Source organism: Micromonospora sp. NPDC005252, assembly GCF_042872475.1.
GTDB lineage: Bacteria > Actinomycetota > Actinomycetes > Mycobacteriales > Micromonosporaceae > Micromonospora.
Map to the genome: position 1 here is coordinate 23,797 of NZ_JBIAKN010000002.1, position 23,981 is coordinate 47,777.

At 71.8% G+C, this 23,981-nt stretch carries 20 protein-coding genes; 15 read left to right on the forward strand and 5 right to left on the reverse strand.

The window, feature by feature from the left end; genetic code table 11:
* Positions 1-41: 41 nt before the first annotated feature.
* Entirely contained in the window at positions 42-1,091 is a 1,050-nt protein-coding gene (locus ACFYPH_RS05915; RefSeq protein WP_387179435.1) for a S66 peptidase family protein, read from the reverse strand.
* A 321-nt stretch (positions 1,092-1,412) separates the two neighbouring features.
* Here ACFYPH_RS05915 and ACFYPH_RS05920 point away from each other — a divergent pair, with 321 nt between their 5' ends.
* From ACFYPH_RS05920 to ACFYPH_RS05935, 4 genes are all read left to right on the forward strand, one after another.
* On the forward strand, positions 1,413-3,746 hold the full coding sequence (locus ACFYPH_RS05920; protein ID WP_387179438.1) for a beta-L-arabinofuranosidase domain-containing protein: 2,334 nt from the start codon (positions 1,413-1,415) through the stop codon (positions 3,744-3,746).
* A 151-nt stretch (positions 3,747-3,897) separates the two neighbouring features.
* On the forward strand, positions 3,898-4,632 hold the full coding sequence (locus tag ACFYPH_RS05925) for a hypothetical protein (protein WP_363938084.1): 735 nt from the start codon (positions 3,898-3,900) through the stop codon (positions 4,630-4,632).
* On the forward strand, positions 4,629-4,961 hold the full coding sequence (locus tag ACFYPH_RS05930; protein WP_387179441.1) for a winged helix-turn-helix domain-containing protein: 333 nt from the start codon (positions 4,629-4,631) through the stop codon (positions 4,959-4,961). Before ACFYPH_RS05925 ends, ACFYPH_RS05930 begins: the two co-directional genes overlap by 4 nt.
* Positions 4,962-5,145: 184 nt before the next feature.
* A complete protein-coding gene (locus ACFYPH_RS05935) occupies positions 5,146-6,420 on the forward strand; it encodes an MFS transporter (protein ID WP_387179444.1) in 1,275 nt (424 codons plus the stop codon).
* A gap of 15 nt (positions 6,421-6,435) precedes the next feature.
* Here the strand turns inward: ACFYPH_RS05935 and ACFYPH_RS05940 are convergent, their stop codons facing one another.
* On the reverse strand, positions 6,436-6,921 hold the full coding sequence (locus ACFYPH_RS05940; RefSeq protein WP_354856092.1) for a GNAT family N-acetyltransferase: 486 nt from the start codon (positions 6,919-6,921) through the stop codon (positions 6,436-6,438).
* Positions 6,922-7,074: 153 nt separating this feature from the next.
* Between ACFYPH_RS05940 and ACFYPH_RS05945 the strand changes: the two genes are divergently transcribed.
* Positions 7,075-7,734, forward strand: coding sequence for a fasciclin domain-containing protein (locus tag ACFYPH_RS05945; RefSeq protein ID WP_355065078.1), 660 nt, complete (start codon positions 7,075-7,077; stop codon positions 7,732-7,734).
* Between the two features lie 189 nt (positions 7,735-7,923).
* Here the strand turns inward: ACFYPH_RS05945 and ACFYPH_RS05950 are convergent, their stop codons facing one another.
* Positions 7,924-8,997 carry a LacI family DNA-binding transcriptional regulator gene (locus ACFYPH_RS05950; protein WP_355065080.1) on the reverse strand — a complete coding sequence of 358 codons (1,074 nt, stop codon included), beginning with the start codon at positions 8,995-8,997 and terminating at the stop codon, positions 7,924-7,926.
* 93 nt (positions 8,998-9,090) lie between these two features.
* Between ACFYPH_RS05950 and ACFYPH_RS05955 the strand changes: the two genes are divergently transcribed.
* The 10 genes from ACFYPH_RS05955 (at position 9,091) to ACFYPH_RS06000 (ending at position 19,568) form a co-directional block, all read left to right on the forward strand.
* Positions 9,091-9,807: a cupin domain-containing protein gene (locus ACFYPH_RS05955; RefSeq protein ID WP_387179448.1), complete on the forward strand. Its 717-nt coding sequence runs from the start codon at positions 9,091-9,093 to the stop codon at positions 9,805-9,807.
* Positions 9,808-10,062: 255 nt separating this feature from the next.
* Positions 10,063-11,046, forward strand: a complete 984-nt coding sequence (locus ACFYPH_RS05960) for an ABC transporter permease (protein ID WP_387179450.1) — start codon at positions 10,063-10,065, stop codon at positions 11,044-11,046.
* A gap of 23 nt (positions 11,047-11,069) precedes the next feature.
* The gene (locus tag ACFYPH_RS05965) at positions 11,070-12,074 is read left to right on the forward strand and encodes an ABC transporter substrate-binding protein (RefSeq protein WP_355065085.1); all 1,005 of its coding nucleotides are present in this window, start codon (positions 11,070-11,072) and stop codon (positions 12,072-12,074) included.
* Between the two features lie 43 nt (positions 12,075-12,117).
* Positions 12,118-12,873, forward strand: a complete 756-nt coding sequence (locus tag ACFYPH_RS05970) for an ABC transporter ATP-binding protein (protein WP_387180513.1) — start codon at positions 12,118-12,120, stop codon at positions 12,871-12,873.
* 38 nt (positions 12,874-12,911) lie between these two features.
* Positions 12,912-14,063: a Gfo/Idh/MocA family protein gene (locus ACFYPH_RS05975; RefSeq protein ID WP_387179453.1), complete on the forward strand. Its 1,152-nt coding sequence runs from the start codon at positions 12,912-12,914 to the stop codon at positions 14,061-14,063.
* Positions 14,060-15,214, forward strand: a complete 1,155-nt coding sequence (locus ACFYPH_RS05980) for a dihydrodipicolinate synthase family protein (RefSeq protein ID WP_387179456.1) — start codon at positions 14,060-14,062, stop codon at positions 15,212-15,214. Before ACFYPH_RS05975 ends, ACFYPH_RS05980 begins: the two co-directional genes overlap by 4 nt.
* Entirely contained in the window at positions 15,211-16,014 is an 804-nt protein-coding gene (locus ACFYPH_RS05985) for a sugar phosphate isomerase/epimerase family protein (RefSeq protein ID WP_355065093.1), read from the forward strand. The genes ACFYPH_RS05980 and ACFYPH_RS05985 overlap by 4 nt, the downstream gene beginning before the upstream one ends.
* Positions 16,007-17,164 carry a hypothetical protein gene (locus tag ACFYPH_RS05990; RefSeq protein WP_355065095.1) on the forward strand — a complete coding sequence of 386 codons (1,158 nt, stop codon included), beginning with the start codon at positions 16,007-16,009 and terminating at the stop codon, positions 17,162-17,164. Before ACFYPH_RS05985 ends, ACFYPH_RS05990 begins: the two co-directional genes overlap by 8 nt.
* 220 nt (positions 17,165-17,384) lie before the next feature.
* Positions 17,385-18,575: an amidohydrolase family protein gene (locus ACFYPH_RS05995; protein WP_387179460.1), complete on the forward strand. Its 1,191-nt coding sequence runs from the start codon at positions 17,385-17,387 to the stop codon at positions 18,573-18,575.
* A 48-nt stretch (positions 18,576-18,623) separates the two neighbouring features.
* Positions 18,624-19,568, forward strand: a complete 945-nt coding sequence (locus ACFYPH_RS06000) for an acyltransferase domain-containing protein (protein WP_387179463.1) — start codon at positions 18,624-18,626, stop codon at positions 19,566-19,568.
* A gap of 79 nt (positions 19,569-19,647) precedes the next feature.
* Here ACFYPH_RS06000 and ACFYPH_RS06005 read toward each other — a convergent pair whose 3' ends face one another.
* On the reverse strand, positions 19,648-20,148 hold the full coding sequence (locus ACFYPH_RS06005) for a DUF6817 domain-containing protein (RefSeq protein ID WP_355137520.1): 501 nt from the start codon (positions 20,146-20,148) through the stop codon (positions 19,648-19,650).
* A gap of 218 nt (positions 20,149-20,366) precedes the next feature.
* The gene (locus ACFYPH_RS06010; protein WP_387179467.1) at positions 20,367-23,831 is read right to left on the reverse strand and encodes a ThuA domain-containing protein; all 3,465 of its coding nucleotides are present in this window, start codon (positions 23,829-23,831) and stop codon (positions 20,367-20,369) included.
* Positions 23,832-23,981: the final 150 nt, after the last annotated feature.

Sequence of the window (23,981 nt, forward strand, 5' to 3'; positions counted from 1 at the left end):
AGAGTCCGTCCGCAGGCCGGGACGCGGACGTGCGGCATACCTCAGCGATAGTCGGCGAAGATCCGACGTTCCACACCGTCGACGGTGATCGGGCCGCCGTGGGGGAGGATCCACTGCGGCTTGGTGTGGCCGAACGGGACGCCGACGCAGACGACCGCCTCCGGGTTGTAGCGGTTCACCACGTCGACGACCGTGTCGCGCTGCTGCTCGCGTAGGCGCGCCCTCTCCTCGGCGGCGGGTCGGCGGGTGTGGTCGGAGACCGGCGGACGGGCGACCAGGACCGCGTCGACGGCGTCGAGAAGACCGCGTTCACACAGCGACCGCACGATCCAACCGACCTCGCGGGCGGGAAGGAGCTTCTCCGACGTCTCGATGATCAGCACGCCGCCGCGCAGAACCTCCGGAGGAAACGGGAAGCGTCCCGCCGTGAGGGTCCACTGGAGGACTTCCAGACACCCACCCCAGCTGGGGCCGGTGACCGTGCGGCGCGGCCCGTACCAGGTCCACGGCACCGTCGGTTCGCGTTCTCCGAACGACTGCAACGCCCGTGGGTCGGCCCAGTCGACCCCGATGTCCTCGGACTCGCCCGGATCGGTGATCTCCAACCGCTCGCCGGTGCGGAGCGCGGCCCGCAGCGACCGGGCGTGGATGTCGTCCACGGCGGGCCCGGGGCCGAGGTGCACCTGGGAGGACCCGCCGTAGAAGCTCGCGATGCCGAGTCCCCAGAGCCACTGGTGCAGGTTGGTGTTGTCGCTGGTGCCCAGGAAGGGCTTCGGGTCGGCGCGGGCGAGGTCGGCGTCCAGGTGGGGGATGACCGTGATCTGGTCCTCGCCTCCGACGACGGCGAGGATGGCGCGTACCCGGGGATCGGCGAAGGCGGCGTTGATGTCCGCCGCGCGCGCCTGCGCGCTCGCGCCGACCGTGCGGGTGCTCGGGTACTCGACCGGGACGAGGCCGGTCAGGTCGGCGAGCCGCCGCATGGCCTGCTCGTGGATCTCGGGATAGGCGCCGGCCGCGGCGAAGGACGGCGACAGGACCGCGATGTGGTCACCCGGTCGTGCCTTCGGGGGACGCACAAGATCATGCTTCATCCCGAGATTCCACCAGCGGCGCCCGTCGGCGCGCATCCCGTTTTGGGGTGCGCCGACCCGGGACCGATCTTGCAGTATTCCTTCGTGTTATCGATAACACGAGGTGGCACGCCATACCGCATCCCCTTCACCGCGCCGGTTCTCCAAGCTCGCGCACAGGTGTACGGCGTACGAATACAGTTACCATCTTGAATTCGTGGGTCGGTGGGCCGTAACATGCCGGACACGGATGTGAACGCTAACGTTCGGACCCCTGCATCCCACCGAGCCCGTCCCGCCCGGTTGTCGCCCCGTCGCCGGTAGCGCTCATCTGGAGGTCCCATGTCGTCCCTGCCCCTCAGCCGACGCCGCGTGCTGCAGGCGGCCGGCGCCACCGCCGTGCTCTCCGCGACCGGAGCCACGACGCTCGGCGCGGGCCCCGCCGCCGCTGCCGTGGTCCCGCCAGCGCGGTCGGACATCGGCGTCGGCGCCTACCCCTTCGAGTTCGGTCAGGTGCGACTGACCGCCGGCCGCTGGCTGGACAACCAGACCCGCACCCTGAACTACCTGCGCGTCGTCGACGTCGACCGGATGCTCTACAACTTCCGCGCCAACCACCGGCTCTCCACCAACGGCGCCGCCACCAACGGCGGCTGGGACGCGCCGAACTTCCCGTTCCGGACCCACATGCAGGGGCACTTCCTGACCGCGTGGGCCCAGGCGTACGCGGTGCTGGGCGACACCACCTGCCGGGACAAGGCGAACTACATGGTCGCCGAGATGGCCAAGTGCCAGGCGAACAACGGCGCGGCCGGGTTCGGGTCGGGATACCTCTCCGGTTTCCCGGAGTCCGACTTCACCGCGCTCGAGGCACGGACGCTGTCCAACGGCAACGTGCCCTACTACTGCATCCACAAGACGCTCGCCGGTCTGCTCGACGTCTGGCGCTACACCGGCAACACCCAGGCCCGTACGGTGCTGCTGGCCCTCGCCGGCTGGGTCGACACCCGCACGTCCCGGCTCAGCTCCAGCCAGATGCAGTCGATGCTCGGCACCGAGTTCGGTGGCATGAACGAGGTGCTGACCGACATCTACCAGCAGACCGGTGACACCCGGTGGCTCACCACCGCCCAGCGGTTCGACCATGCCGCCGTGTTCAACCCCCTGGCCTCCAACCAGGACCAGCTCAACGGACTGCACGCCAACACGCAGGTGCCCAAGTGGGTGGGCGCCGCCCGCGAGTTCAAGGCCACCGGGACGACCCGCTACCGGGACATCGCCAGCAACGCGTGGAACATCACCGTCGGCGCGCACTCCTACGTCATTGGCGGCAACAGCCAGGCCGAGCACTTCCGGGCGCCCAACGCGATCGCCGGGTACCTCAGCAACGACACCTGCGAGCAGTGCAACACCTACAACATGCTCAAGCTGACGCGGGAGCTGTGGCTGCTCGACCCGAACCGCACCGACTACTTCGACTACTACGAGCGCGCCACGATCAACCACCTGATCGGCGCGCAGAACCCGGCCGACAGCCACGGGCACATCACCTACTTCACCCCGCTCAAGCCGGGTGGCCGGCGGGGCGTGGGCCCGGCGTGGGGCGGCGGCACCTGGAGCACCGACTACAACTCGTTCTGGTGCTGCCAGGGCACCGGCGTGGAGATCAACACGACGTTGATGGACTCCATCTACTTCTACAGCGGCACGACGCTTACCGTGAACCTGTTCGTGCCCTCGGAGCTGACCTGGTCGCAGCGGGGCATCACGGTCACGCAGAGCACCACGTACCCGGTGAGCGACACCACCACGCTCACCCTCGGCGGCACCATGAGCGGCTCGTGGAGCGTCCGCGTCCGCATTCCGGCGTGGACCAGCGGCGCGACGATCAGCGTCAACGGCGTGGCGCAGTCCGTCGCCACGACGCCCGGCAGCTACGCCACAGTCACGCGTACCTGGGCCGCTGGAGACACCATCACCGTGCGTCTGCCGATGCGTGTCGTCGTGCAGCCGACCAACGACAACCCCAGCGTCGCCGCCGTCACCTACGGCCCGAGCGTGCTCTGCGGCAACTACGGCAACACCACGCTGAGCGCGCCGCCGGCACTCAACGTCTCGTCCATCGCCCGGACCAGCACCAGCTCGCTGGCGTTCACCGCCACCGCGAACGGGTCCACCGTCAACCTCGGGCCGTTCCAGGACGCCCACGGCTTCAACTACACCGTCTACTGGAACACCAGCGGCAGCAGCGGTGGGGGCAGCCACCGGCTGGTCAACGTCGGCAGCGGGATGGTGCTCGGCATCCAGAACATGTCCACCGCCGACGGTGGGCTGGCTCTGCAGTGGGACGACAGCGGCACCGCCGACCACAACTGGGTGGTGGTGACCGACGGCAACGCCGTCCGGTTCCGCAACGTCAACAGCGGGAAGGTTCTCGGCGTGGAGAACATGTCCACCGCCGACAACGCCCGCGTCCTGCAGTGGGCCGACAACGGGACCGCGGATCACCGGTGGACCCTGGTGGACAACGGCGACGGCACCTACAAGATCCGCAACGTCAACAGCGGCAAGCTGCTCGGCATCCTCAACGGGTCCACCGCGCGTGGCGCGCAGGCCGTACAGGACTCCGACAACGGCAGCGCGGACAACCGCTGGCGGCTGGTGGCCAACGCCTAGACCGTCACGTCGATGGCTCGGCCTGGCCGGGGCGTGTGTCGAAATCCTGAACCGAGGGCTTCGACACACGCCCTTGGTGCTGTCTCGGCACGGTCGCGAGATCTTGCCGTACTCTCTTGCGCGGATAGGTCTGTAATGCAAAGCTAACTTCATGACACACGAATCCGCTCCGCAGGCCGACGGCCCTCGCGAGCTGTTGGCGGCCGTGCGCGACCTGACACGCCAGGTCCATGTCGCCCAGCGCGGCACCTGGTTTCCGCTGCTGGTCCTCGCGGTGGTCACCCTGGTCGCGATACCCGTCTACCGGTACGCCCCCTACCTCGACCTGTTCGACACCTGCCGATCCCGCCCACAGGACAGGGTCTGCATGGCGCCCAACCCGACCGAGCTCGGATACTGGACGGTCGCGCTGGTGCTCGCCTACGCGGCGATCGCGGGCTTCTACGTCAGGCAGTCCCGGCGGCGTGGCGTGGGCACCCCGATCCGCCCCTACGTCGTCGTCGGCGTCGCGTTGGCCGTGCTGATGACGGCCGTGTCGATCTGGCTGACGTTCCACCCGCTCATCCCCGTCCCCGCCGACCCCTTCTCCACCGACCCGGCCGCGATCGAGGTCGGGCCGGCGGCATGGCTTGTCAACGGGCTGGCCAGTCCCATCGCGGTCATCGCGCTGGCGCTGCTGGTGCTCGCGTGGGTCGAACGCAACTGGGCGCTGCTGGCGTACAGCCTCGCCTTCCTGGCGATCGTGATGGTGCAGGGCGGCCAGGTCATCCACGCGACCTCCCGGTGGTTCTTCCTGCCTCAGTTGCTCGTCCCGGCGGCGCTACTGCTGCTCGGCAGTGCCGCTTTCGCCCTGTTCCGGCCGAGCACCGAGGTTCCGGGGCGATGACCGACCATCCCACCAATGGCCTCGACGACGTGGTCCACCAGCGCGTCCGACTGGGCATCCTGGCGATCGCGCACCAGGCTCGCCAGGTCGAGTTCGCCTTCCTGCGCACCACCCTGCAGCTGACCGCAGGCAACCTTGGGCAGCACCTGACCGTCTTGGAGAAGGCCGAGCTGATCCAGATCGAGAAGGGCTACGAGGGCAAGCGCCCACGCACCTGGGTGACTCTCACCGCTGCCGGTCGGGCAGCCCTGCGCGTAGAGATCGCCCACCTCAAGCAACTCATCCAGCAGGTCGAGCAGGCGGAGACGGCGCCGGCCGCCGACCGGTGACCGGCGGGCTGAATCACGTCGACACAGCGTCTTCAAGCCCAACGACCACCAGCTGGACGCGCTCAGCGTGCCTCAAGACGGCCCCGGGAGTCCTTCCCGGGGCCGTCTCACTTCGACCAGACGTGGTGGGCGGCGCCGGTGTGACGGTCAGCATGGCGCTACGAGGGCCACTACCCTCGGCGGGATGAGCCGAGCTGCCAGCCCTCAGCGGGCTCCGCTGTGGCGGGACCGCTCCTTCGGCACGTACTGGATCGCGCAGTCGCTCTCCGCGGCCGGTGACGCGTTCGCCTACCTGGCGGTGCCGCTGCTGGTGTTGCAGGCGACCGGGTCGGTGGCGCAGATGGGCCTGCTCACCGCCGTCGCGGGCGCGGCGTCCGTGGTCGCGGGGATCTTCGGCGGGGTGCTGGTCGACCGGTACGACCGCCGTACGCTGATGATCGTCGCGGACCTGGCCCGTCTGGTCCTCTACGCCGTGGTGCCGCTGGCCTGGCTCGCGGGCCCGCAGGTCTGGCTGCTCTTCGTCGTGCTGCCGATCTGCGAGGCGGCCGGCATGCTGTTCCAGGTCGCGGCGGTGACCGCGGTGCGCAACCTCGTCGACTCCGACCGGCTCACCGAGGCCAACGGCCGGCTCCAGGCGACGTTCGCGGCGGCCGCGGTTCTCGGGCCGCTGCTCGCCGGTGTGGTGTCGGCCCGCTTCGGCCCGGCGGTCGCCATCGCCGTCAACGCGGCGAGCTTCGCGCTCTCGGCCGCCGGCCTGCGGCTGGTCCGGCTGCGCCGGGCTCAGGCCGCCGACGTCGCGCCGGTGCCCCGGGAGCGCCCGCTGGCCGAGTTCCTGGCCGGGGCGCGGTTCCTGTGGCGACAGCCGGTGCTCCGCGCGCTGACCGTCCTGCTGTTGGTGTTCATCTTCCTGACCTACGGTTTCACCGATGTGCTGATCTACCACGTGACGCACGACCTCGGCGGCACCGAGCGCACGGTCGGCACGGTGCTCGGCCTGGCGGCGCTGGGCACGGTCGCCGGGGCGCTGCTGGTGGCCCCGCTGCGTCGTCGGCGCGGCTTCGGCGTCACCTGGATCGGGGCGCACGCCGTCTGCGGGTTCGCGGTGGCGGGCGCCGGCATGGCGACGAGCGTGCCGGCGGTCACCGCGCTGACCGCCGTCTACCTGTGCTGTCTCAGCGTCAGCGGGATCTGCTCGATGTCGCTGCGCCAGGAGATCACCCCCGACCATCTGCTCGGCCGGGTCACCTCGGCGTTCTGGAGCACGCACTACGCCCTCGGACCGGCCGGCGCCGCCATCCTGACCTGGACCGCCGGCCGGTACGGCGTCGCGGCTGTCGCGTTCGTGGCCGGAGCGGGCTGCCTGCTGGTCGCGGTCGGCGGGCTGTTCACCCCGATCCGCACAGCTGGCGCGCAGCCCCGTCTGTCGCCTCCGGCCGTCCCGGTGGGTCAGGCCGGCTGACCACCGGCGGGGCGGTCAGAACTCCTGGTACATGACGTGCAGGCCGACCCGGCCGAGGGTGGGGTGGCGGAACGCGCCCGGCACCGTGCCGACCACGTCGAAGCCCTCCCTGCGGTACAGCTCGACCGCCGATCGGTTGGTCTCCACCACGGCGTTGAACTGCATGCCGGCGTACCCCCGTCGCCGTGCCCAGGTCAGGGCGTCGCGGCACAGCGCGGTGCCCACGCCCCGGCCGCGCGCGTCGGCGGCGACCAGGAAACTGGCGGTGGACACGTGGGCGCCCGGCCCGGGCCGGTTGGTGCCCATCTTCGCGGTGCCGAGGACCCGCTCGCCGTCGACCGCGACGACGGTCCGCCCGGGCGGGGCCTCCACCCAGATGCGGTACGCCGTGTCCGCCGTCATGTCCGGGTCGTAGGGGAAGGTCTCCTGTGCCCGGACCACCTCCTCGATGATCGGCCACACCTGCGACCAGTCCTGGTCGTCGAACTCGCGGATCAGCACCGGCGCAGGCTACGCGCGGCGCTCCGGGTGGGGACAGCGGATTTCGACTGTCGAACTTTCCCGGCGGTGGCTGCATCCGGGCGGTGTGCAGGCCGCGAAGCATGTGTCGTGACGAGACGTCACGGATCCGTCGCTTCGACGAAAGGCCCGTTGATGAAGATCGCACGATTCGCCGCCCGGATGGCGGTGGGCGCCGTGGCCACCGCGCTGGCCACCACCGCCGTGGCCGTGCCGGCCCAGGCGACCGGTAAGGCCAAGCCGCTCGGCACGAAGTCGCTCGCCCAGGTGCTCACGAAGGACACGAGCGGCTTCGACCGCAACTCGCGGGACTTCGACGTACTGACCGCGGCCGTGCTGGCGGTGCTCGAGGCCAAGCCGGACTCGCCGGTGAAGGTGCTCACGGACGGCACCGTCGCACTGACCGCGTTCCTGCCCAACGACGCCGCGTTCCAGCAGCTGGTGCGCGAGCTGACCCACGCCCGGAAGCTGCCCGGTGAGAGCGCCGCGTTCGCGGCGGTCGCCGGGCTGGGCATCGACACCGTGGAGACGGTGCTGCTCTACCACGTCGTGCCGAGCGCGACCATCGACCGCCGGGCGGCCCTCAAGGCCGACGGCGCGGAGCTGACCACCGCCCTCGGCCCGACCGTCGAGGTCGACGTCCGCACCTACTGGCACATCTTCCGCCAGCTGCGGCTGGTCGACGCCGACACCAACGACCGTGACGCCCGCGTGGTCGCGTTCGACGTCAACAAGGGCAACCGGCAGATCGCGCACACCGTGGACCGGGTGCTGCGCCCGATCGACCTGCCCTGACCCACCCGGGTGGCGGCCGACCCCGCGTCGGCCGCCACCCGCGCGGCCCGCGCCGTGGGGACAGCCCCGGCCTGATCTTCTCGTCCCGCGGCGCCGTCGGGCGGGCGTGTCGCTCCGGTTCGTCCTCGATCCGCAGACCAGGTACGCCCGGTCGACAGTCGTGACAGGACGCCGCGGGGCCGACTCCGGTCAGGAGGCGGCGTCGGCCCGCCGGGCGCGGGGCGCCGACCCTGCCGTCTCGCGCCGATGGGCCGGCGCCGGCCCGGACGTGTCGCGGCGGATCAGCTCGGCGGGGAGCACCTCGACCCGGGGCGCCGGCGCCTCCGCGCCGAGCACCAGGGACATCGCCCGGACTCCCATGTCGACAAGCGGCAGCCGCACGGTGGTCAGCGCGGGTGTCACGTCCCGGGCGATCGGCATGTCGTCGAAGCCGACCACGGAGACCTGCTGCGGCACCGCCAGCGAGCGGGCCCGCAGGGTGGCGAGGGCGCCGATGGCCATCGAGTCGTTGAGGGCCACGATCGCGGTCAGCCCGGGATCGGCGTCGAGCAGCCGGGCGGTGGCCTCGGCGCCGCCGTCGCGGTCGAACTCGGCGTACCGGATGCGGCGCTCGGGCAGCTCGCGGCCCTGCTCGGCGAGGGCCTCTTTGAGCCCGGCCAGCCGATCGGTGGTGGTGGTGAGGATGCGGGGGCCCGCGACCACGCCGATCGCCCGGTGCCCCAGCTCGCACAGTTCGCGACCGGCGAGGTGACCGCCGGCCCGGTTGTCCGGCATGACGGCGTCGCCGGAGTGCTCGTGGCGGCCGATGACCGCGACCCGCCCGCCGGTCGCCTCGTACGCGGCGAGCTTCTCGTTGAGCTGCCGGGTGAACGCCTCGTCGTGGTAGCCGGAGCCAGCCAGGATCAGCGCCGCCACCTGGTGGCCGCGCAGCAGCTCCACGTACTCCAGCTCGCGATCCGGGTCGCGGTAGCTGTTGCAGATCATCAGCAGCCGGCCCTGGTCCGTGGCGACCCGTTGCAGCCCTCGGGTGATCTCGGCGAAGTACGGGTCGGAGACGTCGTGCACGATCACGCCGACCGCGCTGCGGTGCGAGCGGGCCAGCAGTTGGGCGTGCGCGTTGGGCACGTACTGCAACTCGGCGACGGCGGCCAGCACCCGTTCGCGCAGCTCGTCGGTGACCGGTTTGCTGCTGCCGTTGATGACGCGGGAGGCGGTGGCGGGTGAGACGCCCGCGCGCCGCGCCACGTCGGACAGGGTCGCCATGGCCCGCCCCCTCGGTCTGTTGACGGCGTTTCGCCGCGCCGGCTAGCGTCACCGTACCGCAGAGAAAGCCCTTTCCCGCAGGGAGGCCCGGCCATGTCCGATCGCTTCGCGGCGCTTCCCGGCGGGATCGGCGTCTCCCGGCTGCGCGTCTACGACACGGTCGCGCCGGACGGCGTGGTCGGTGGCACCCCGCACGTGCACCTGTGCTGCACCGAGGGGTACGTGGTGACCGACGGCGAGGGCGCGGTGCAGACCCTGACCACGGCCGGCTTCCGGGAGACGCCGCTGCGGCCGGGGGTGGTGGTCTGGTTCGAGCCGGGCACCGTGCACCGCCTGGTGAACGGGGGCGGGCTGAGCATCGTGGTGCTCATGCAGAACAGCGGACTGCCCGAGGCCGGCGACGCGGTGCTGACCTTCCCACCCGAGGTGCTGGCCGATCCGGCGGCGTACGCCGCGGCGGCGGCGCTGCCCGACGGGGGAGCGCCGGGCGCGGACGTGCGCGCCGCGTACCGGCGGCGGGATCTGGCGGTGACCGGCTTCTCGGCGCTGCGGTCCGGCGGGCCGGCGGCGCTGGCCGCGTTCCACGCCGCCGCGATCGCGCTGCGCCGGCCGTTGCTGACGCGCTGGCGGCAGCGGTGGGAGTCCGGCGCCGGCCGTGCCGCCGCCGACACCGCCGTGCAGCTCGACGCCCTCGAGCGGGGGGACGCCGGGCACCTGGGCGACGCCGGGGTGTACGCGGTGACCGAGCCGGTCGAGCGGGGCCGGCTCGGAATGTGCGGCCTCCTCGACACCTACCCGGCTGGCGGCTGACGGCGCCGTCGGTCCAGGTTGGACTGTCCTGATCTCCTCGAACACTGACGTCGGGGTGTCCCGACAGCCGTCTTCGGGAGGTCGAGGTGATCTCGAAGTGGCCCGGCGCGTGCGGCGCCGGGCCGATCGACGAATAGATCGAGGAAAGGCCTTGCCCGGCGTGAGGGGGCCGCCTACGCTCCAGGAAAGCGTTTGCCTGATCCGCCGACCGGCCCGCTCCACGAGTGCCGTGCCGGGCCCCCGAGGAGGTTCCGCGTGACCGAGAACTCTTTGGACACGGCGGGCCGGCCGGCCGCCGCCGACCACGCGAGCGGTGCGCGGGCAGCCGCCTCCGAGCCCGCTTCCGGGCCCGGAAGCGTCGGTGCGCCGGCGTTCGTCGGCGGCCCGACGTCGTCCACGGTGGTGCAACCGCCGCCTGGCGGTGGCCGTTCACCACGCCCGACGCTCGGTCGGCGCGCGGCGGCCCTCGCCGACTCGCTGTGGCGACCGGCGCTGGTGCTGGTCGCCTTCTTCGCCGCCTGGTGGTTCGTCGCCGCCCGGGAGTACGTGCCGAACTACCTGGTGCCCACTCCCGGCCAGGTCTGGACCACGATGACCGGCCAGTGGTCCGAGCTGGCCCGGCACACCATGGTCACGCTCTACGAGACGGTGCTCGGCTTCGTGCTGGCCGCCGCGCTGGGGCTGGCCACCGCTGTCGCCATCGCCTACTCGCGCACCCTGGACAAGGCGCTCTACCCGATCGTCCTGTTCGCACAGGTCATCCCGAAGATCGCCATCGCGCCGCTGCTGGTGGTCTGGTTCGGTCTCGGCCTCACCCCGAAGATCATCCTGGCCGTGCTCATCGCGTTCTTCCCGGTGGTCATCTCCGGGGTGGCCGGCCTGCGGTCCACCGACCCGGAGCTGCTCGACCTCTCCGCCACCATGGGCGCCGGGCCGTGGCGCACCTTCCGCAAGATCCGCTTTCCGAACGCGTTGCCGCACCTGATGGCCGGCCTCAAGGTGGCCGTCACCCTCGCCGTGGTCGGTGCCGTGGTCGGCGAGTTCGTCGGCGCCAGCGAAGGGCTCGGCTACGTCCTCTTGCTGGCCAACGGCAACCTCGACGCCCCACTGCTGTTCGCCGACCTGATCCTGATGTCCGCCATCGGCATCGTCCTGTTCGTCCTGGTCGAGATCGCCGAGGCACTGCTCATCCCGTGGCACGCCAGCCGTCGCGCCGGCGTGTCCCTCACCACCTCCTGACCGACCCCATCACGGAGGCACCGATGAAACGCACCGCCACCACCATCCTGGCCACCGCCGCCCTGCTCCTTTCCGCCACCGGCTGCGGTGCGGACGACTCCACGGGCAAGACCGGCGCCGACGGCAGCAAACAGGTCACCCTCACCCTCAACTGGGTGCCGTACGGCGAGCACGCTCCCTTCTACTACGGCCTGCAGAAGGGCTACTACTCCGCCGAGGGCATCGACCTGAAGATCCTGCCCGGCAACGGCTCCGGCAACACGGTCAAGCAGGTCGCCCAGAAGCAGACCGACTTCGGCTGGGCCGACAGCCCGGTGCTGCTCAAGTCCGTGGCCAGCGGAATGCCGGTGCGCAGCCTCGGCGCGTACCTGGAGAAGGGCCCGTCCTCGGTCGAGTTCTTCACCGAGGAGAACATCAAGACCCCGGCCGACCTCAAGGGCAAGACCGTCGGCGGCACCCCCGGCGACGCCCTCTACGCGACCTTCCCGGCCTGGCTGGAGAAGAACGGCGTCAACAAGAACGACGTCAAGGTCGTCAACGTGGACGCCGCCGGCAAGATCGCCGCGCTCGCCGAGGGCAAGGTCGACGCCATCATGGGCTTCTTCCACGACCAGGCCCCGACCATCGAGAGCAAGACCGGCAAGAAGGTCGACGTGCTGCTCTTCGCCGACTACGGGATGAACCTGCTCGGCACCGGCCTGATCGCCAACACGCAGACCCTGCAGAAGGACCCGGAGTTGGCCCGCAAGTTCGTCCGGGCCACCCAGAAGTCCTGGTCCGACGCCGCCCGCGACCCCGCCGGCGCGGTGAGCGCCATGGTCGCGCTCGCCGAGAACGAGCCCGCCCCCGAGGTGCTCACCAAACAGCTCACCCTCAACCTGCCGCTGCTCGGCGCGGAGGGCCCGCCCGGGGTCAACACCGAGGCCCAGTGGTCCGAGACCATCGACCTGATGTCGCGCTACGCCGAGCTGAAGGACCCGGGGGCGCCCAACGCGTACTGGGACTCCTCGTACGCGGCGCAGGGGTGACCCGGTGAGCGCCGCGCCGGCAGCGACCGGCACCGCCATCGGGATGTCCGGGGTGACCGTCCGGTTCACCACCCGGCGGTCGCAGACCACCGCCCTCGACGACGTGTCCCTCGACATCGAGCCGGGGGAGTTCGTCACCATCGTCGGCCCGTCCGGCTGCGGCAAGTCCACCCTCCTGAAGATCGTCGCCGGGCTGGTCAAGCCCACCAGCGGCGAGGTGTCGCTGCTGGAGCGCCCGGTACGCGGCCCGCAGAAGGAGATCGGCTTCGTCTTCCAGAAGGCCGCGCTGCTCGAGTGGCGCGGCGCGCGGGCCAACATCCTGCTCCAGGCCGAGATGCGGGGCATGGACCGGGCACGGGCGGCCCGCCGCGCCGACGAGCTGATCGAGATGACCGGCCTGACCGGCTTCGAGAAGGCGTTGCCGCACGAGCTGTCCGGCGGCATGCAGCAGCGGGTGGCGCTGTGCCGCGCGCTGCTGCACGCCCCGCCGGTGCTGCTCATGGACGAGCCCTTCGGCGCCCTGGACGCGCTGACCCGGGAGCAGATGAACGCCGAGCTGCACCGCATCTGGCGGGAGACCGGCACCACTGTGGTGCTGGTCACCCACTCCATCGCCGAGGCGGTCTTCCTCGGCACCCGGGTCGTGGTGATGAGTGCCCGGCCGGGCCGGATCATCCGCACCTTCCCGGTCGAGCTGCCGGCGCACCGCGACTACGCGCAGGTGATGTCGGACCCCCGCTTCGACCGGCTCGCCACCGAACTGCGCGGGTTGCTCGGCAGCGCGGCCGCCAACCACTGAACGCGGATCGGCATGACCAGCACGACGGAAGGAACACCATGACCCGCAGGTCCATCGGCATCATCGTCAACGGCGTGACCGGACGGATGGGCTACCGCCAGCACCTCGTCCGGTCCCTGCTTGCCATCCGCGAGTCCGGCGGCGTGCCAATGGCCGACGGCACGACCATCTGGCCGGAACCGGTCCTGGTCGGGCGTAACGAGACGAAGCTGCGCGAGCTCGCCGAACGGCACGGCCTCACCGGCTGGACCACCGACCTGACCTCGGCGCTGGCCCGTGACGACGTCGAGATCTACTTCGACGCCCAGGTCACCCAGCAGCGCGAGAAGGCGATCCGCCAGGCGATCGAGGCCGGCAAGCACATCTACACCGAGAAGCCCCTGGCCGAGGACACTGCCAGCGCGCTCGACCTGGCCCGGGCCGCCGAGGCGGCCGGCGTCCGCACCGGCGTCGTGCAGGACAAGCTGTTCCTGCCCGGTCTGCGCAAGCTCAAGCGGCTCATCGACGGCGGCTTCTTCGGCCGGATCCTCTCGGTGCGGGGCGAGTTCGGCTACTGGGTCTTCGAGGGCGACTGGCAGCCGGCCCAACGCCCGTCCTGGAACTACCGGGCCGAGGACGGCGGCGGGATCACGTCCGATATGTTCCCGCACTGGCACTACGTGCTGGAGGAGCTGTTCGGCCGGGTCAACGCGGTCTCCTGCGTGACCGCCACCCACGTGCCCGAGCGGGTCGACGAGGACGGCCGCACCTACGCGGCCACCGCCGACGACGCCGCGTACGCCATCTTCGAACTCGACGGCGGGATCATCGCGCAGATCAACTCGTCCTGGGGCGTGCGGGTGTACCGCGACGAGCTGGTGGAGTTCCAGGTCGACGGCACCGAGGGCAGCGCCGTCGCCGGACTGCGCAACTGCCGGGTGCAGCACCGGGCGGTCACCCCGAAACCGGTGTGGAACCCGGACCTGCCGGTCACCGAGGACTTCCGCGCCCAGTGGGCCGAGGTGCCCGACAACGAGGAGTTCGACAACGGCTTCCGGGTGCAGTGGGAGGCGTTCCTGCGGCACGTCGTGGCCGGCGAGCCGTTCCAGTGGGACTTCCTGGCCGGCGCGCGCGGCGTTCAGCTCGCCGAGCTGGGGCTGCGCGCGGCCTGCGAGGGCGTCCGCGTCCGGGTTCCGGAGCTGCGCGCATGAGCGCCGCCGACGTGGTGCTGCCGGGCGGGCGGCGACACCGGCTGGCCGGGGGGAGCGGCTTCGCCCGCCCGGCCGCCCCGGCGACCGGCCGGATCGCGTACGCCGCCGCGCACGTGGTCGCCGACCCGGGCGCGGAGAACGTGCCGGGGGCCGCGGCGGCGGTGGACTGGGATACCACCCTCGCGTTCCGGCGGCACCTCTGGTCGTACGGGCTGGGCGTCGCCGAGGCGATGGACACCGCCCAGCGGGGGATGGGCCTGGACTATCCGGCCACCCGGGAGCTGATCCGGCGCAGCGCCGCCGAGGCCCGCGCCGTGGGCGGCCGGATCGTCGCGGGTGTCGGCACCGACCAGCTGCCGGCCGGCCCGGCGACCCTGGCGGCGGTCTCCGCCGCGTACCGCGAACAGCTCGACGACGTCCGCGCGGCCGGCGCCCGGCCGGTGCTGATGTGCAGCCGGCACCTGGCCGCCGCCGCCCGCGGCCCCGAGGATTACCTGCGGGTGTACGACGAGCTGCTGACCGCCGCCGGGGAACCGGTGGTGCTGCACTGGCTCGGGCCGATGTTCGACCCGGCGCTGACCGGTTACTGGGGATCTGTCGATCTGGATCTGGCCGCCGACACGGTCATCGAGCTGATCAAGGCGCACCAGTCCACGGTGGACGGTGTCAAGGTGTCGCTGCTCGACGCCGGCCGGGAGGTCGCGCTGCGCCGCCGGCTACCGGCCGCGGTACGCCTCTACACCGGCGACGACTTCCACTACCCGGAGCTGATCCGGGGTGACGAGGTGGGCCACTCCGACGCGCTGCTCGGGGTGTTCGCGGCGATCGCGCCGGCCGCCGCCGCCGCGCTGGCGGCCCTCGACCGGGGCGACCTGGCGGCGTACGACGAGATCTTCGCGCCGACCGTGCCGTTGGCCCGGCACCTGTTCGCGGCGCCGACCTGGCACTACAAGACGGGGATCGTGTTCCTGGCCTGGCTGGCCGGTCACCAGGACCACTTCACCATGGTCGGCGGCGCGCAGTCCGGGCGGTCCCCGGCGCACCTGGCGACCCTGCTCACCCTGGCCGACGCGGCCGGGCTGCTGCCCGACGCCGACCTGGCCGCCGCCCGCGCGCGGTCGTTCTTCACCGTGGCGGGTGTGGAGCAATGAGTTTGGAGCGGTTCTCGTTCAACCAGGCGACCGCCCAGCACTGGCCGTTGCCCGAGGTGGTCGCCGGCTGTGTGGCGGCCAACGTGCCGGGCATCGGGCTGTGGCGGGAGCCGGTGACGCAGTACGGGCTGGCCCGCTCGGCGAAGCTGGTCCGGGACGCGGGTCTCGCCGTCACCTCGCTGTGCCGGGGCGGCTTCTTCTCCGGCGACGACTGGCGTGCGGAGAACCTGCGGGCCATCGAGGAGGCGGCCGTCCTGGGCGCGCCCGAGCTGGTGCTGGTCTCCGGCGGGTTGCCGCCCGGCAGTCGGGACATCGACGGCACTCGGGCCCGGGTCGCCGACGCGATCGGCGAGCTGGCACCGCACGCGGCGGCTGCCGGGGTACGGCTGGCGATCGAGCCGCTGCACCCGATGTTCAGCGCCGACCGGTGCGTGATCGCGACCCTCGGCCAGGCGCTGGCCATCGCCGAGCGGTTCGACCCGGCGGTGGTCGGCGTGGTCGTGGACGCGTACCACGTCTGGTGGGACGACACGGTGTACGCGCAGATCGCCCGCGCGGGGGCCCGGATCGCCGCCTTCCAGGTCTGCGACTGGGTGACTCCGCTGCCGGAGGGCGTGTTGCTGGGTCGGGCGCTGCCCGGTGACGGCTGCATCGAGCTGCGTCGGCTGCGCGAGGCCGTGGACGCGGCCGGTTACGTCGGCCCGATCGAGGTGGAGGTCTTCTCCGCCGAGGTGTGGGCGCGTCCGGGCGCGGAGGTGCTGGACGCGGCGATCACCGGCTACCTGCGCCACGTTGTCTGAGGCTCCCGAACGGCGGTGGCCGGCGGCGGTCGGCGCCTGGCTGGGCATCGGCACCGCGCCGGCCACCCTCGTGCTCGGTGCGGCGATGGCCGCCCGGCACGGTGGCCCGGTGCCGGTGACCGGCCTGCTGGTCGGCGGGGTGCTGATGGCGGCGCTGCTGTGGGGGCAGGGCCGGATCGGCCTGCGCCGGCCGCTCGGCGACGGCGGAACGCTTACCGCGGTGCTGCCCGCCTACCTGGGCGACACCTCGCGGCTGCTGCTGGCGGCCGTGCTGACTGTGTCCATGATCGGCTGGAACGGTTTCAACGTCGGGCTCGGCGGCGCCTCCCTCGCCGCTCTGACGCACCTGCCGGGCTGGGCCGGGCCGGCGCTGCTGGAGGTGGCGGTCCTCGCCGTCTCCTGGGCGCCGGCCCGGCTCGGCAACCGGGTCGCGGTCGTCACCACCCTCAGCGCGGTGGTGCTGGTCGGCTGGTGCCTGACCGTGCTGCCGCCACCGGGTGCTCCGGTCCGTGTCGCCGCCGGCGGGCTCGCCGACGCCGCCGCGCTGATCGGGTACGCCGCGGTGTTCGCGCTGCGCGCCCCGGACTTCAGCGTCGACCTCGCCCGACGGCGGGACCTGGCCTGGTGCGTGGGCCTGCTGATCGGGCCCGCGCTGCTCGGGGTGCTCGCGGGCGCCGGCCTGTGGCTGCGAACCGGCTCGGCGGACGTGGTCGCGCTGCTCGCCGCCGGTTCGGGACTGGCGGCGTACGCGAATCTGTTCGTCGCGGTGGCGGTCTTCGCGGCGGCGCTGACCACGACGTACTCCGGTGCTCTGGCGGTGCGCGGCCTGGCGCCCCGGGTGCCGGCCCGCGTGGCGATGCTCGCCGTCGCGGTGCTCGGCGGGATGCTGGCGGTTGCCCGCTTCGACCGCCTCGTCCTGCCGTGGTTGACCCTGCTGGCCGCCGCGCTGCCGGTGCTTGTCGTGCCGATGGCCGTGGAGGCGGCGGCACGGCGGCGCGGCCGTGCCCCACGGACCGTGCCCGCGTGGTGTTGGGTGCCGCCGGCACTGCTCGCGGTCGGGTGCACGCTCGCCGGGGTGGGCGTCGCGCCGCTGCTCGGGCTGGCCCTCGCCGGGGCGCTCACCATGAGCTGGCGCCGTTCCCTCTGGTGAGGGACAGGGCTCGCCTCCTGGGGGGAGGTGGCAGGGTTCGACGGCGCGGATCGTGGACGCCATGAGCCCCACCTCGACCGGTCCGAGCCTGACGCCAGCCGTGCCCACGGGAGGCGCCGGGAAACCGGCGAGCAGGTTCGGGCTGACCAGGGCCCCTTGTTCGCGGGGCGCCGTCAGCGCAGAGCCGGTGGTAACTGTTTAGCTCGACGGGGGAGGACCGATGACGAAGCATGCTGTCCGGGCGGCGCGGATGTTCGACGGCGAGCGGCTCGTGGACGGCGGAGTGCTGGTCCTGCTGGACGACTGTCGTATCACCGACGTGCACCGGGGTTGGGCGCAGGCGCCGGAGGACTGGCCGGTGCGCGAGCATCCGGACGGCACCCTGCTTCCGGGCTTGATCGACGCGCACGTGCACCTGTGCGCCGATGCCGGGCCGGACGCGCTCGGCCGGCTCGCCGAACGTCCTGAGACGGACCTCGACGCGGTCGTCGAGGCGTCACTGGGTGCGCACCTGGCGGCCGGCGTCACGACCGTCCGGGACCTGGGCGACCGCCGCGGTGCCGTGCTGCGGTGGCGGGACCGGGGGGTGCGCGACGACCTACCAACGGTGGTCGGGTCGGGCGCGCCGATCACCAGCGTCGGCGGGCACTGCTGGTGGATGGGGGGCGAGGCGAGTGGCGTCGACGGGATCCGCGCGGCCGTGCGTGAGCAGGCGGCGGCCGGCGCCAACCTGGTGAAGGTCATGGCCAGCGGCGGGGTGTTCACCCCCGGCACCGACACCACCCGGCCGCAGTTCAGCGACCAGGAGCTGACCGCCGCGGTGACCCGGGCGCATGATCTCCGCCTGCCGGTGACGGCGCACGCGCACGCGCTCAGCGCTGTCGAGCAGGCCCTGCGCGTCGGTGTCGACGGCATCGAGCACTGCACGTGCGTGACCGCGGCCGGCGCCCACGTCCCCGACGACCTCGCGGATCGCCTGGCCATGTCCGGGGTGGCGGTCTGTGCCACGCTCGGCACCGACCCAGCCGTGATCACCCCGCCGGAGGTGGTGGAGATGGCGGCGCGGGCCGGGCTCAGCCAGGCCGCGCTGCGCGCCGCCGCCGCCACCCTGCACCGGGCCGGGGTTCGCCTGGTGGCCGGCTCGGACGCGGGCCTCGGCCCCGCGAAGCCGCACGGGATCCTGCCGGAGACGCTCGTCGAGTACGTCGCGTGTGGCATCCCCGCCACAGCAGCCCTCGCCGCGGCGACCTCGGTCGGCGCCGAGGTGTGTGGCCTGGGGCGGAGTAAGGGCCGCGTCCGCCCCGGCTATGACGCCGACCTGCTGGTCGTGGACGGCGACCCGACCAGCGACATCACCGTACTGCGCCGCCCGCTCGCCGTGTACCTCGCTGGGGCGGTGCCTGGAGACTGAGCAGTCGCGGGCTGTGGGAAGGCGCCGACCGGCGGTAGGTTCGTCGGCATGGATCTGGAGGACATCGCCGCCCGGCTCGGGGTGCCCGTCGAGGACGTCGAGCGTGTGCACCGGCTCGCCGGGGACCAGCCGTCGGCTCCGCTGCCAGCCAGGGCCGACGCGCCCGCGCTCCTTGACCGGCTCGCGGTGCGGCCGGACGACGCCGCGGAGATCATGGCGGGCTGGCCGGACCCCGACTCCGCACTGTGGACTCCGGAGCTGTGCTGGCTGCTCGACCGCTCGATCGCACTGGTCCGTGCCGATCTCGGTGGCCACGTCTGGCTGCCGCCCGGTCCGGAGCTGCCGCGCGAACGGGGCAACGCGTGGCGGCACCTCTACGTGTACGCGTACCTCGCCCTGGTCGACGTCGTCCGGGGTTACCACCGCGACCACGGCGTGCCCGATGCCGTTTCCTGGCTGACCCTCGCGGACCTGGGCCGCAATCTCGCCGTCGATCGGCGGATGCGGGGTGAGGGTTGGCCGGTGATGCAGAGCTGGCTGACGCTGCATGTGCGCGGCGGCGTCTACGAGCTGGGCCGGCTGCAGCACCACCGGGGCGGCACGACCCTCGGCCTGCACATCCCGGAGTCGGGACCGTTGACGCCGGAGGCGATCACGGCGTCGCTCGACGAGGCCCGCGCGTTCTTCCCGCGCCACTTCCCCGACGAGCGCTACACGGAGTTCTCCTGCGGCTCGTGGCTGCTCGACCCGCAGCTGCGGGAGTACCTGCCCGAGGACTCCAACATCGTCCGGTTCCAGCGACGGTTCGAGCTGGAGCCCTACGAGGAGCCGGAGGGGCTGGACGCCGACGTCGAGGTGCTGCGGTTCACGTTCCGCACCCTGAGCACGCCGCTCGATCAACTGCCGCGCCGCACCGCCCTCCAGCGCGCGATCGTCGACCACCTGGCGGCCGGCCGCCACTGGCAATGGCGCCAGGGCCGCTTCCCGATCTGACCATCCACCTGGGAGCGCGGACCCCGCTCTGCCAGCGCCTGGAAAGACGATCTAGGCACAGTGGCCGCGACGTGATCTTCTATCTCCGGCGATCCGTAACACCGTGCAAATCCTCGATTAACCGTCGACGGCTTAGGTGGGGGAGCGCTCCCATGGCGGGTCGCTCGATGACGTCCAGTTCGTTGACGATGCTCAGGTCGATGAGCGACCGACGTTGAGCCCCACTCGTCGTTCTCACCTGACCCACGAAGCGGTCGAACACCTGGCCGGTCGTGGCCAGCTCCCGCCAACTGCGTTCCCGGTCGCAGGCGCCGTACAGATAGACAAGCTCCTCGGCGTCGGCGCCGATCAGATCCCGCAGGACCGCACGATCGGCCCGATCGAGCAGGGTGAGGTCGAACCCGTCGGTGCCGTAGACGGCGTGGGTGAGGCCCGCGGCCTGCACGTCGCCGTCGCAGCCGAGCGCGGCGAGTCGGTCGCTGACGCGACACAGGTGGGCGTACAGATTGCCCCCGGGATGCGCGATCTGCTCAGCGCCCCGGTCGCGCAGCCAGCCCCGCACGGCGGTGTCGGTGCTCATGGCCCCGACTGTAGGTATCGGCTGCCGGAACTCGCTGCCCCCGGACGTGGGCAATATGTCACACGCTCAGGTGGATGTCGCCGAGGTCCGAGGGGAGATCTTGGACAGTTTCCGTTCGGGCCGAACGGAAACTGTCCAAGATCTGCGCCGTCAGCGGCTCCGCGGGCCCGTCTCGGCGGGGCGGACGGGGGTTTGGCCCGTCCACCCCCGACTCCCGATCAGGTGGCAGTGACGGTGAGGTTGAGCGAGCGGGTCTCCCCGCTGGTGTAGGTGACCGTCACCCGGGCGGTGAAGGTCCCCTTGCGCGTGTAGCTGTGACTCGTCGACCGCAGGGTCGCGCCGTGCGTGACGGCGCTGTTGTCGCCGAAGTCCCACGCGTAGTCGGTGATGCTCTGCCCCGACGGTGCCGTCGCGGTGGCGGTCAGCGTGGTGGTCAGCGGCGCGGTGCCGCTGGCCGGGTTGGCCGCGAGCGACAGCGTCCCGCCCGGTTCCTGCTTGACGCCGGCCCCGTTGAACCGCAGCCAGTCGAGCGAGAGCAGGTCCGGTGTGCCGCCGACCTGTGCGGCGTTGACGAACCTGGCGTACAGGACTGTGGTGCCGGTGGGTTTGTTGGTCAGCGTGACGGTGGGCGAGACCAGGTTGTCCCACCCGCCGGTCGAGCCGATGGTGGCCGAGCCGATCAGGGTGCCGGTGGGGGAGCCGGTGCGCAGCTCGATGACGCCGCCGAGCCCGCCGTTGGTCACCCCGAGCGTCACCGAGCCGATGTTGCGCAGGTCCACCGGCCCGTACGCCGCCCAGTCGTTGTGGTCGACGTCGCCGAGCCGCTTGCCGGCGCGGGCGGTGGTCCGGTCGTTCACGGTGAGGCCGGACTGGGCGCTGAAGTGCTCGGCCTCCTTGCTCTTGGGTTGCAGCTGCGCCCGGGTCGAGCCGGTCAGCGCCGGTACGCCGCCGGCCGCGCCGCCGTCGGTGTACTGCGCGGTGACGACGGTGTAGAGGTTCTGCCCCGGCCCGTGGCCGTCACCGGCGTCCGCCTCGGTCGCGAGCAGTCCCGAGCAGCCGGTGTAGACGTCCAGCGGGTGGGCGTGCGTGTCGTGGCCGAGTTGGGTCTGGACGGTCACCTTGGCGCAGTCGATGGTGGTGTCCTCCGGGTCGGTGACAATCACCGTGTAGGGGATCTTGTCGCCGAAGTCGAAGAACCCGCCGTCGGGCACGGTGATGGTCACCGTGGGTCGGGTGTTGCCGACCACCACGTCGGTGACGGCGCTGGCGGTCAACCCGTTGCCGCTGTTGCGCACGGTCAGCCGGGCGGTGAACTTCCCGGCCGTCGAGTAGGTGAAGCTCGGGTTGGCGGCGGTGGAGTCGGTGGTGCCGTCGTTGGAGAAGTCCCAGGCGTAGCTGAGCGCCGAGCCGTCACCGGCCGCCGTACCGGCCGAGGAGAAGCTGACCGCGAGCGGCGCGCGTCCGCTGTCCGGGGTGGCGGCGATCTTCGCGGTCGGTGGTCGGCCGTTGGCCACGTAGTCGATCCGGTAGATGCCGGCGCCGGCGTTGCTGCCGCCACGACCGCTGCCGGTGCCCTCGCCGAAGTCGATGACGTAGAGCGAGCCGTCCGGGCCGAACTCCGCCTCGAAGGGCTGGATCCAGCTCATGTTGTCGAAGATTCCGTTGATCGACTGGAGGTCGCCGACGGCGGTGGGACCGAAGCGCGAGTTGGTGAAGGTCTGCGCGGTCCGGTGGATCGAGAGCGTCTTGAACCACTTGCGGGTGAACTCGTACGTGATCCACTTGCCGTCGAAGTACTCCGGGAACTTCGTGGTGCGGGTGTTGGCCGGGTCGTAGTCGTAGACCGGCCCGCTCATCGGGCCGCCGCCCCCGGTGCCCACCTCCGGGAACTGGCTGGAGGCGGAGTACGCGTACCAGACCAGCGCCGACTTCGCCGCCGGCAGGGTGGTCAGGCCGGTGTTGTTGGGGGAGTTGTTCGTCAGCGCCGCGCAGGTGAACTTCGCCCCGGAGGTGCTGGTGGCGAAGTTGTAGTCGTTGAACGGGATGTTGTTGCCGACGCAGTACGGCCAGCCGTAGTTGCCGGCGGCGGTGATGCGGTTGAACTCGACCGTCCCCTCCGGACCGCGGTTGGGGTCGGCCGCGCGGGCGTCCGGGCCGTAGTCACCGACCAGCACCGCGTTCGTCTGCGGCTCGATGGTGATCCGGAACGGGTTGCGCATGCCCATCGCGTAGATCTCCGGCCGGGTCTTCGCCGTGCCGGCCGGGAAGAGGTTGCCGCTCGGCACGGTATACGTACCGTCGGCCTGCGGGGTGATCCGCAGGATCTTGCCGCGCAGGTCGTTGGTGTTGCCGGCGGTGCCCTGCGCGTCCCAGGCGGCCCGGCCGGCCTGCTCGTCGATGGGGGTGTAACCGCTGGAGGCGAACGGGTCGGTGTTGTCGCCGATCGCTGCGTACAGGCGACCGGCCGCGTCCATGGCCAGCGAGCCGCCCATGTGCGAGTTGGCCCGGCCCACGCCGCGGTACGTCGGAACGGTCAGCAGCCGCTTCTCCGAGGACAGCGCGACGCTGTTGTTCGCCACCGTGAACCGGGACAGGTTGAGCTGTTTGAGGGTCTTGTCGGACCAGAGCAGGTAGACCCAGCCGTTGCTGGCGAAGTTGCGGTCCAGGGTCATCCCGAGCAGCCCGTCGGACTGGTCGGTCATCGCCGAGGTGTAGGCGAAGTCCAGCAGCGTGGTGACCTGGAGCGTGTTCGAGTCGACCACCTTCAGCGCGCCGGTGCGCTGGATGTAGTAGACCTTCCGGTCCGGGGCGACGGCCAGCTCGAAGGGGTCGGCCAGGTTCTCGGTGACCAGGCCCACCCGCTCGAAGTTTCCGGTCCTGGTGGCGGAGCAGTCGCCGGCGACCGCGCCGGCGGCCCACTCGATGCCGTAGCGCAGATGCTCCAGGAACGCCGGCTCGCTGAACCGGGAGCTGGCGTGCCCGCCGGCGGTGAACCACGACCGGCCGCCGTCGTAGTGCTGACACCAGGAGTACGCGTGGTCGACGCCCTCGTCCAGACCGCTGATCCCGTCGCGCACCTTGATCTGCGCGAGGGTGTGCACGTTGCCGGTCGGGTTGGTCCGCCAGTTGTACCACTCCTCGCTCTGCTCCCACAGCTCCGGCAGGTTGCGGGTGGAGGGGTGGGCGCGGTCGAGGACCTTGACCCGGCCCGGGTACGTGCCGCCGGTGGCCGAGAAGTCGGGGTGGTAGTCGAAGATGGTGCCGACCAGGCCCTCGTACCACGGCCAGTCGCGTTCGCTGGCCGAGGCGGCGTGCAGGCCGGCCCAGCCGCCGCCGTTGCGGATGAACGTCTGCAACGCCGCGCGCTGGCTGGCGTTGAGCAGGTCACCCGAGGCGGGGGTGGAGTTGGTGTTGTTGAAGACCAGGGCGTCGAAGGTGGCGAGGTTGGCGTCGGTGAAGGCGCCCGCGTCGGTGGTGGCGACGACCTCGAAGTTGTGAGTGGCGCCGAGCTGCTGGATCGCGGCGACGCCGGCCGGGATCGAGTCGTGGTAGAAGTTGGTGATCTTCGAGAAGACCAGCACCCGGAAGCGCGGGGCGGCCTCGGCGGGCAGGGCGGTGGTGGTGCTCAGCACGGTGGCGACGGTGAGCAGGGCGAGGCAGATCGCGCGCAGGTGTTTGGGCATGGGGGCGCTCCCTGTCGGACGGTGAGGGTCGGAAAGCGCTTTCTTGCTGCCCGCATCACGGTACTGACAGCCAGTGACGACCGTCAATAGCCTCGGGTAAGCGGTTTCCTGACGCGGCAGCGGGACACCGCGCCCGCGCGGCGGCGCGCG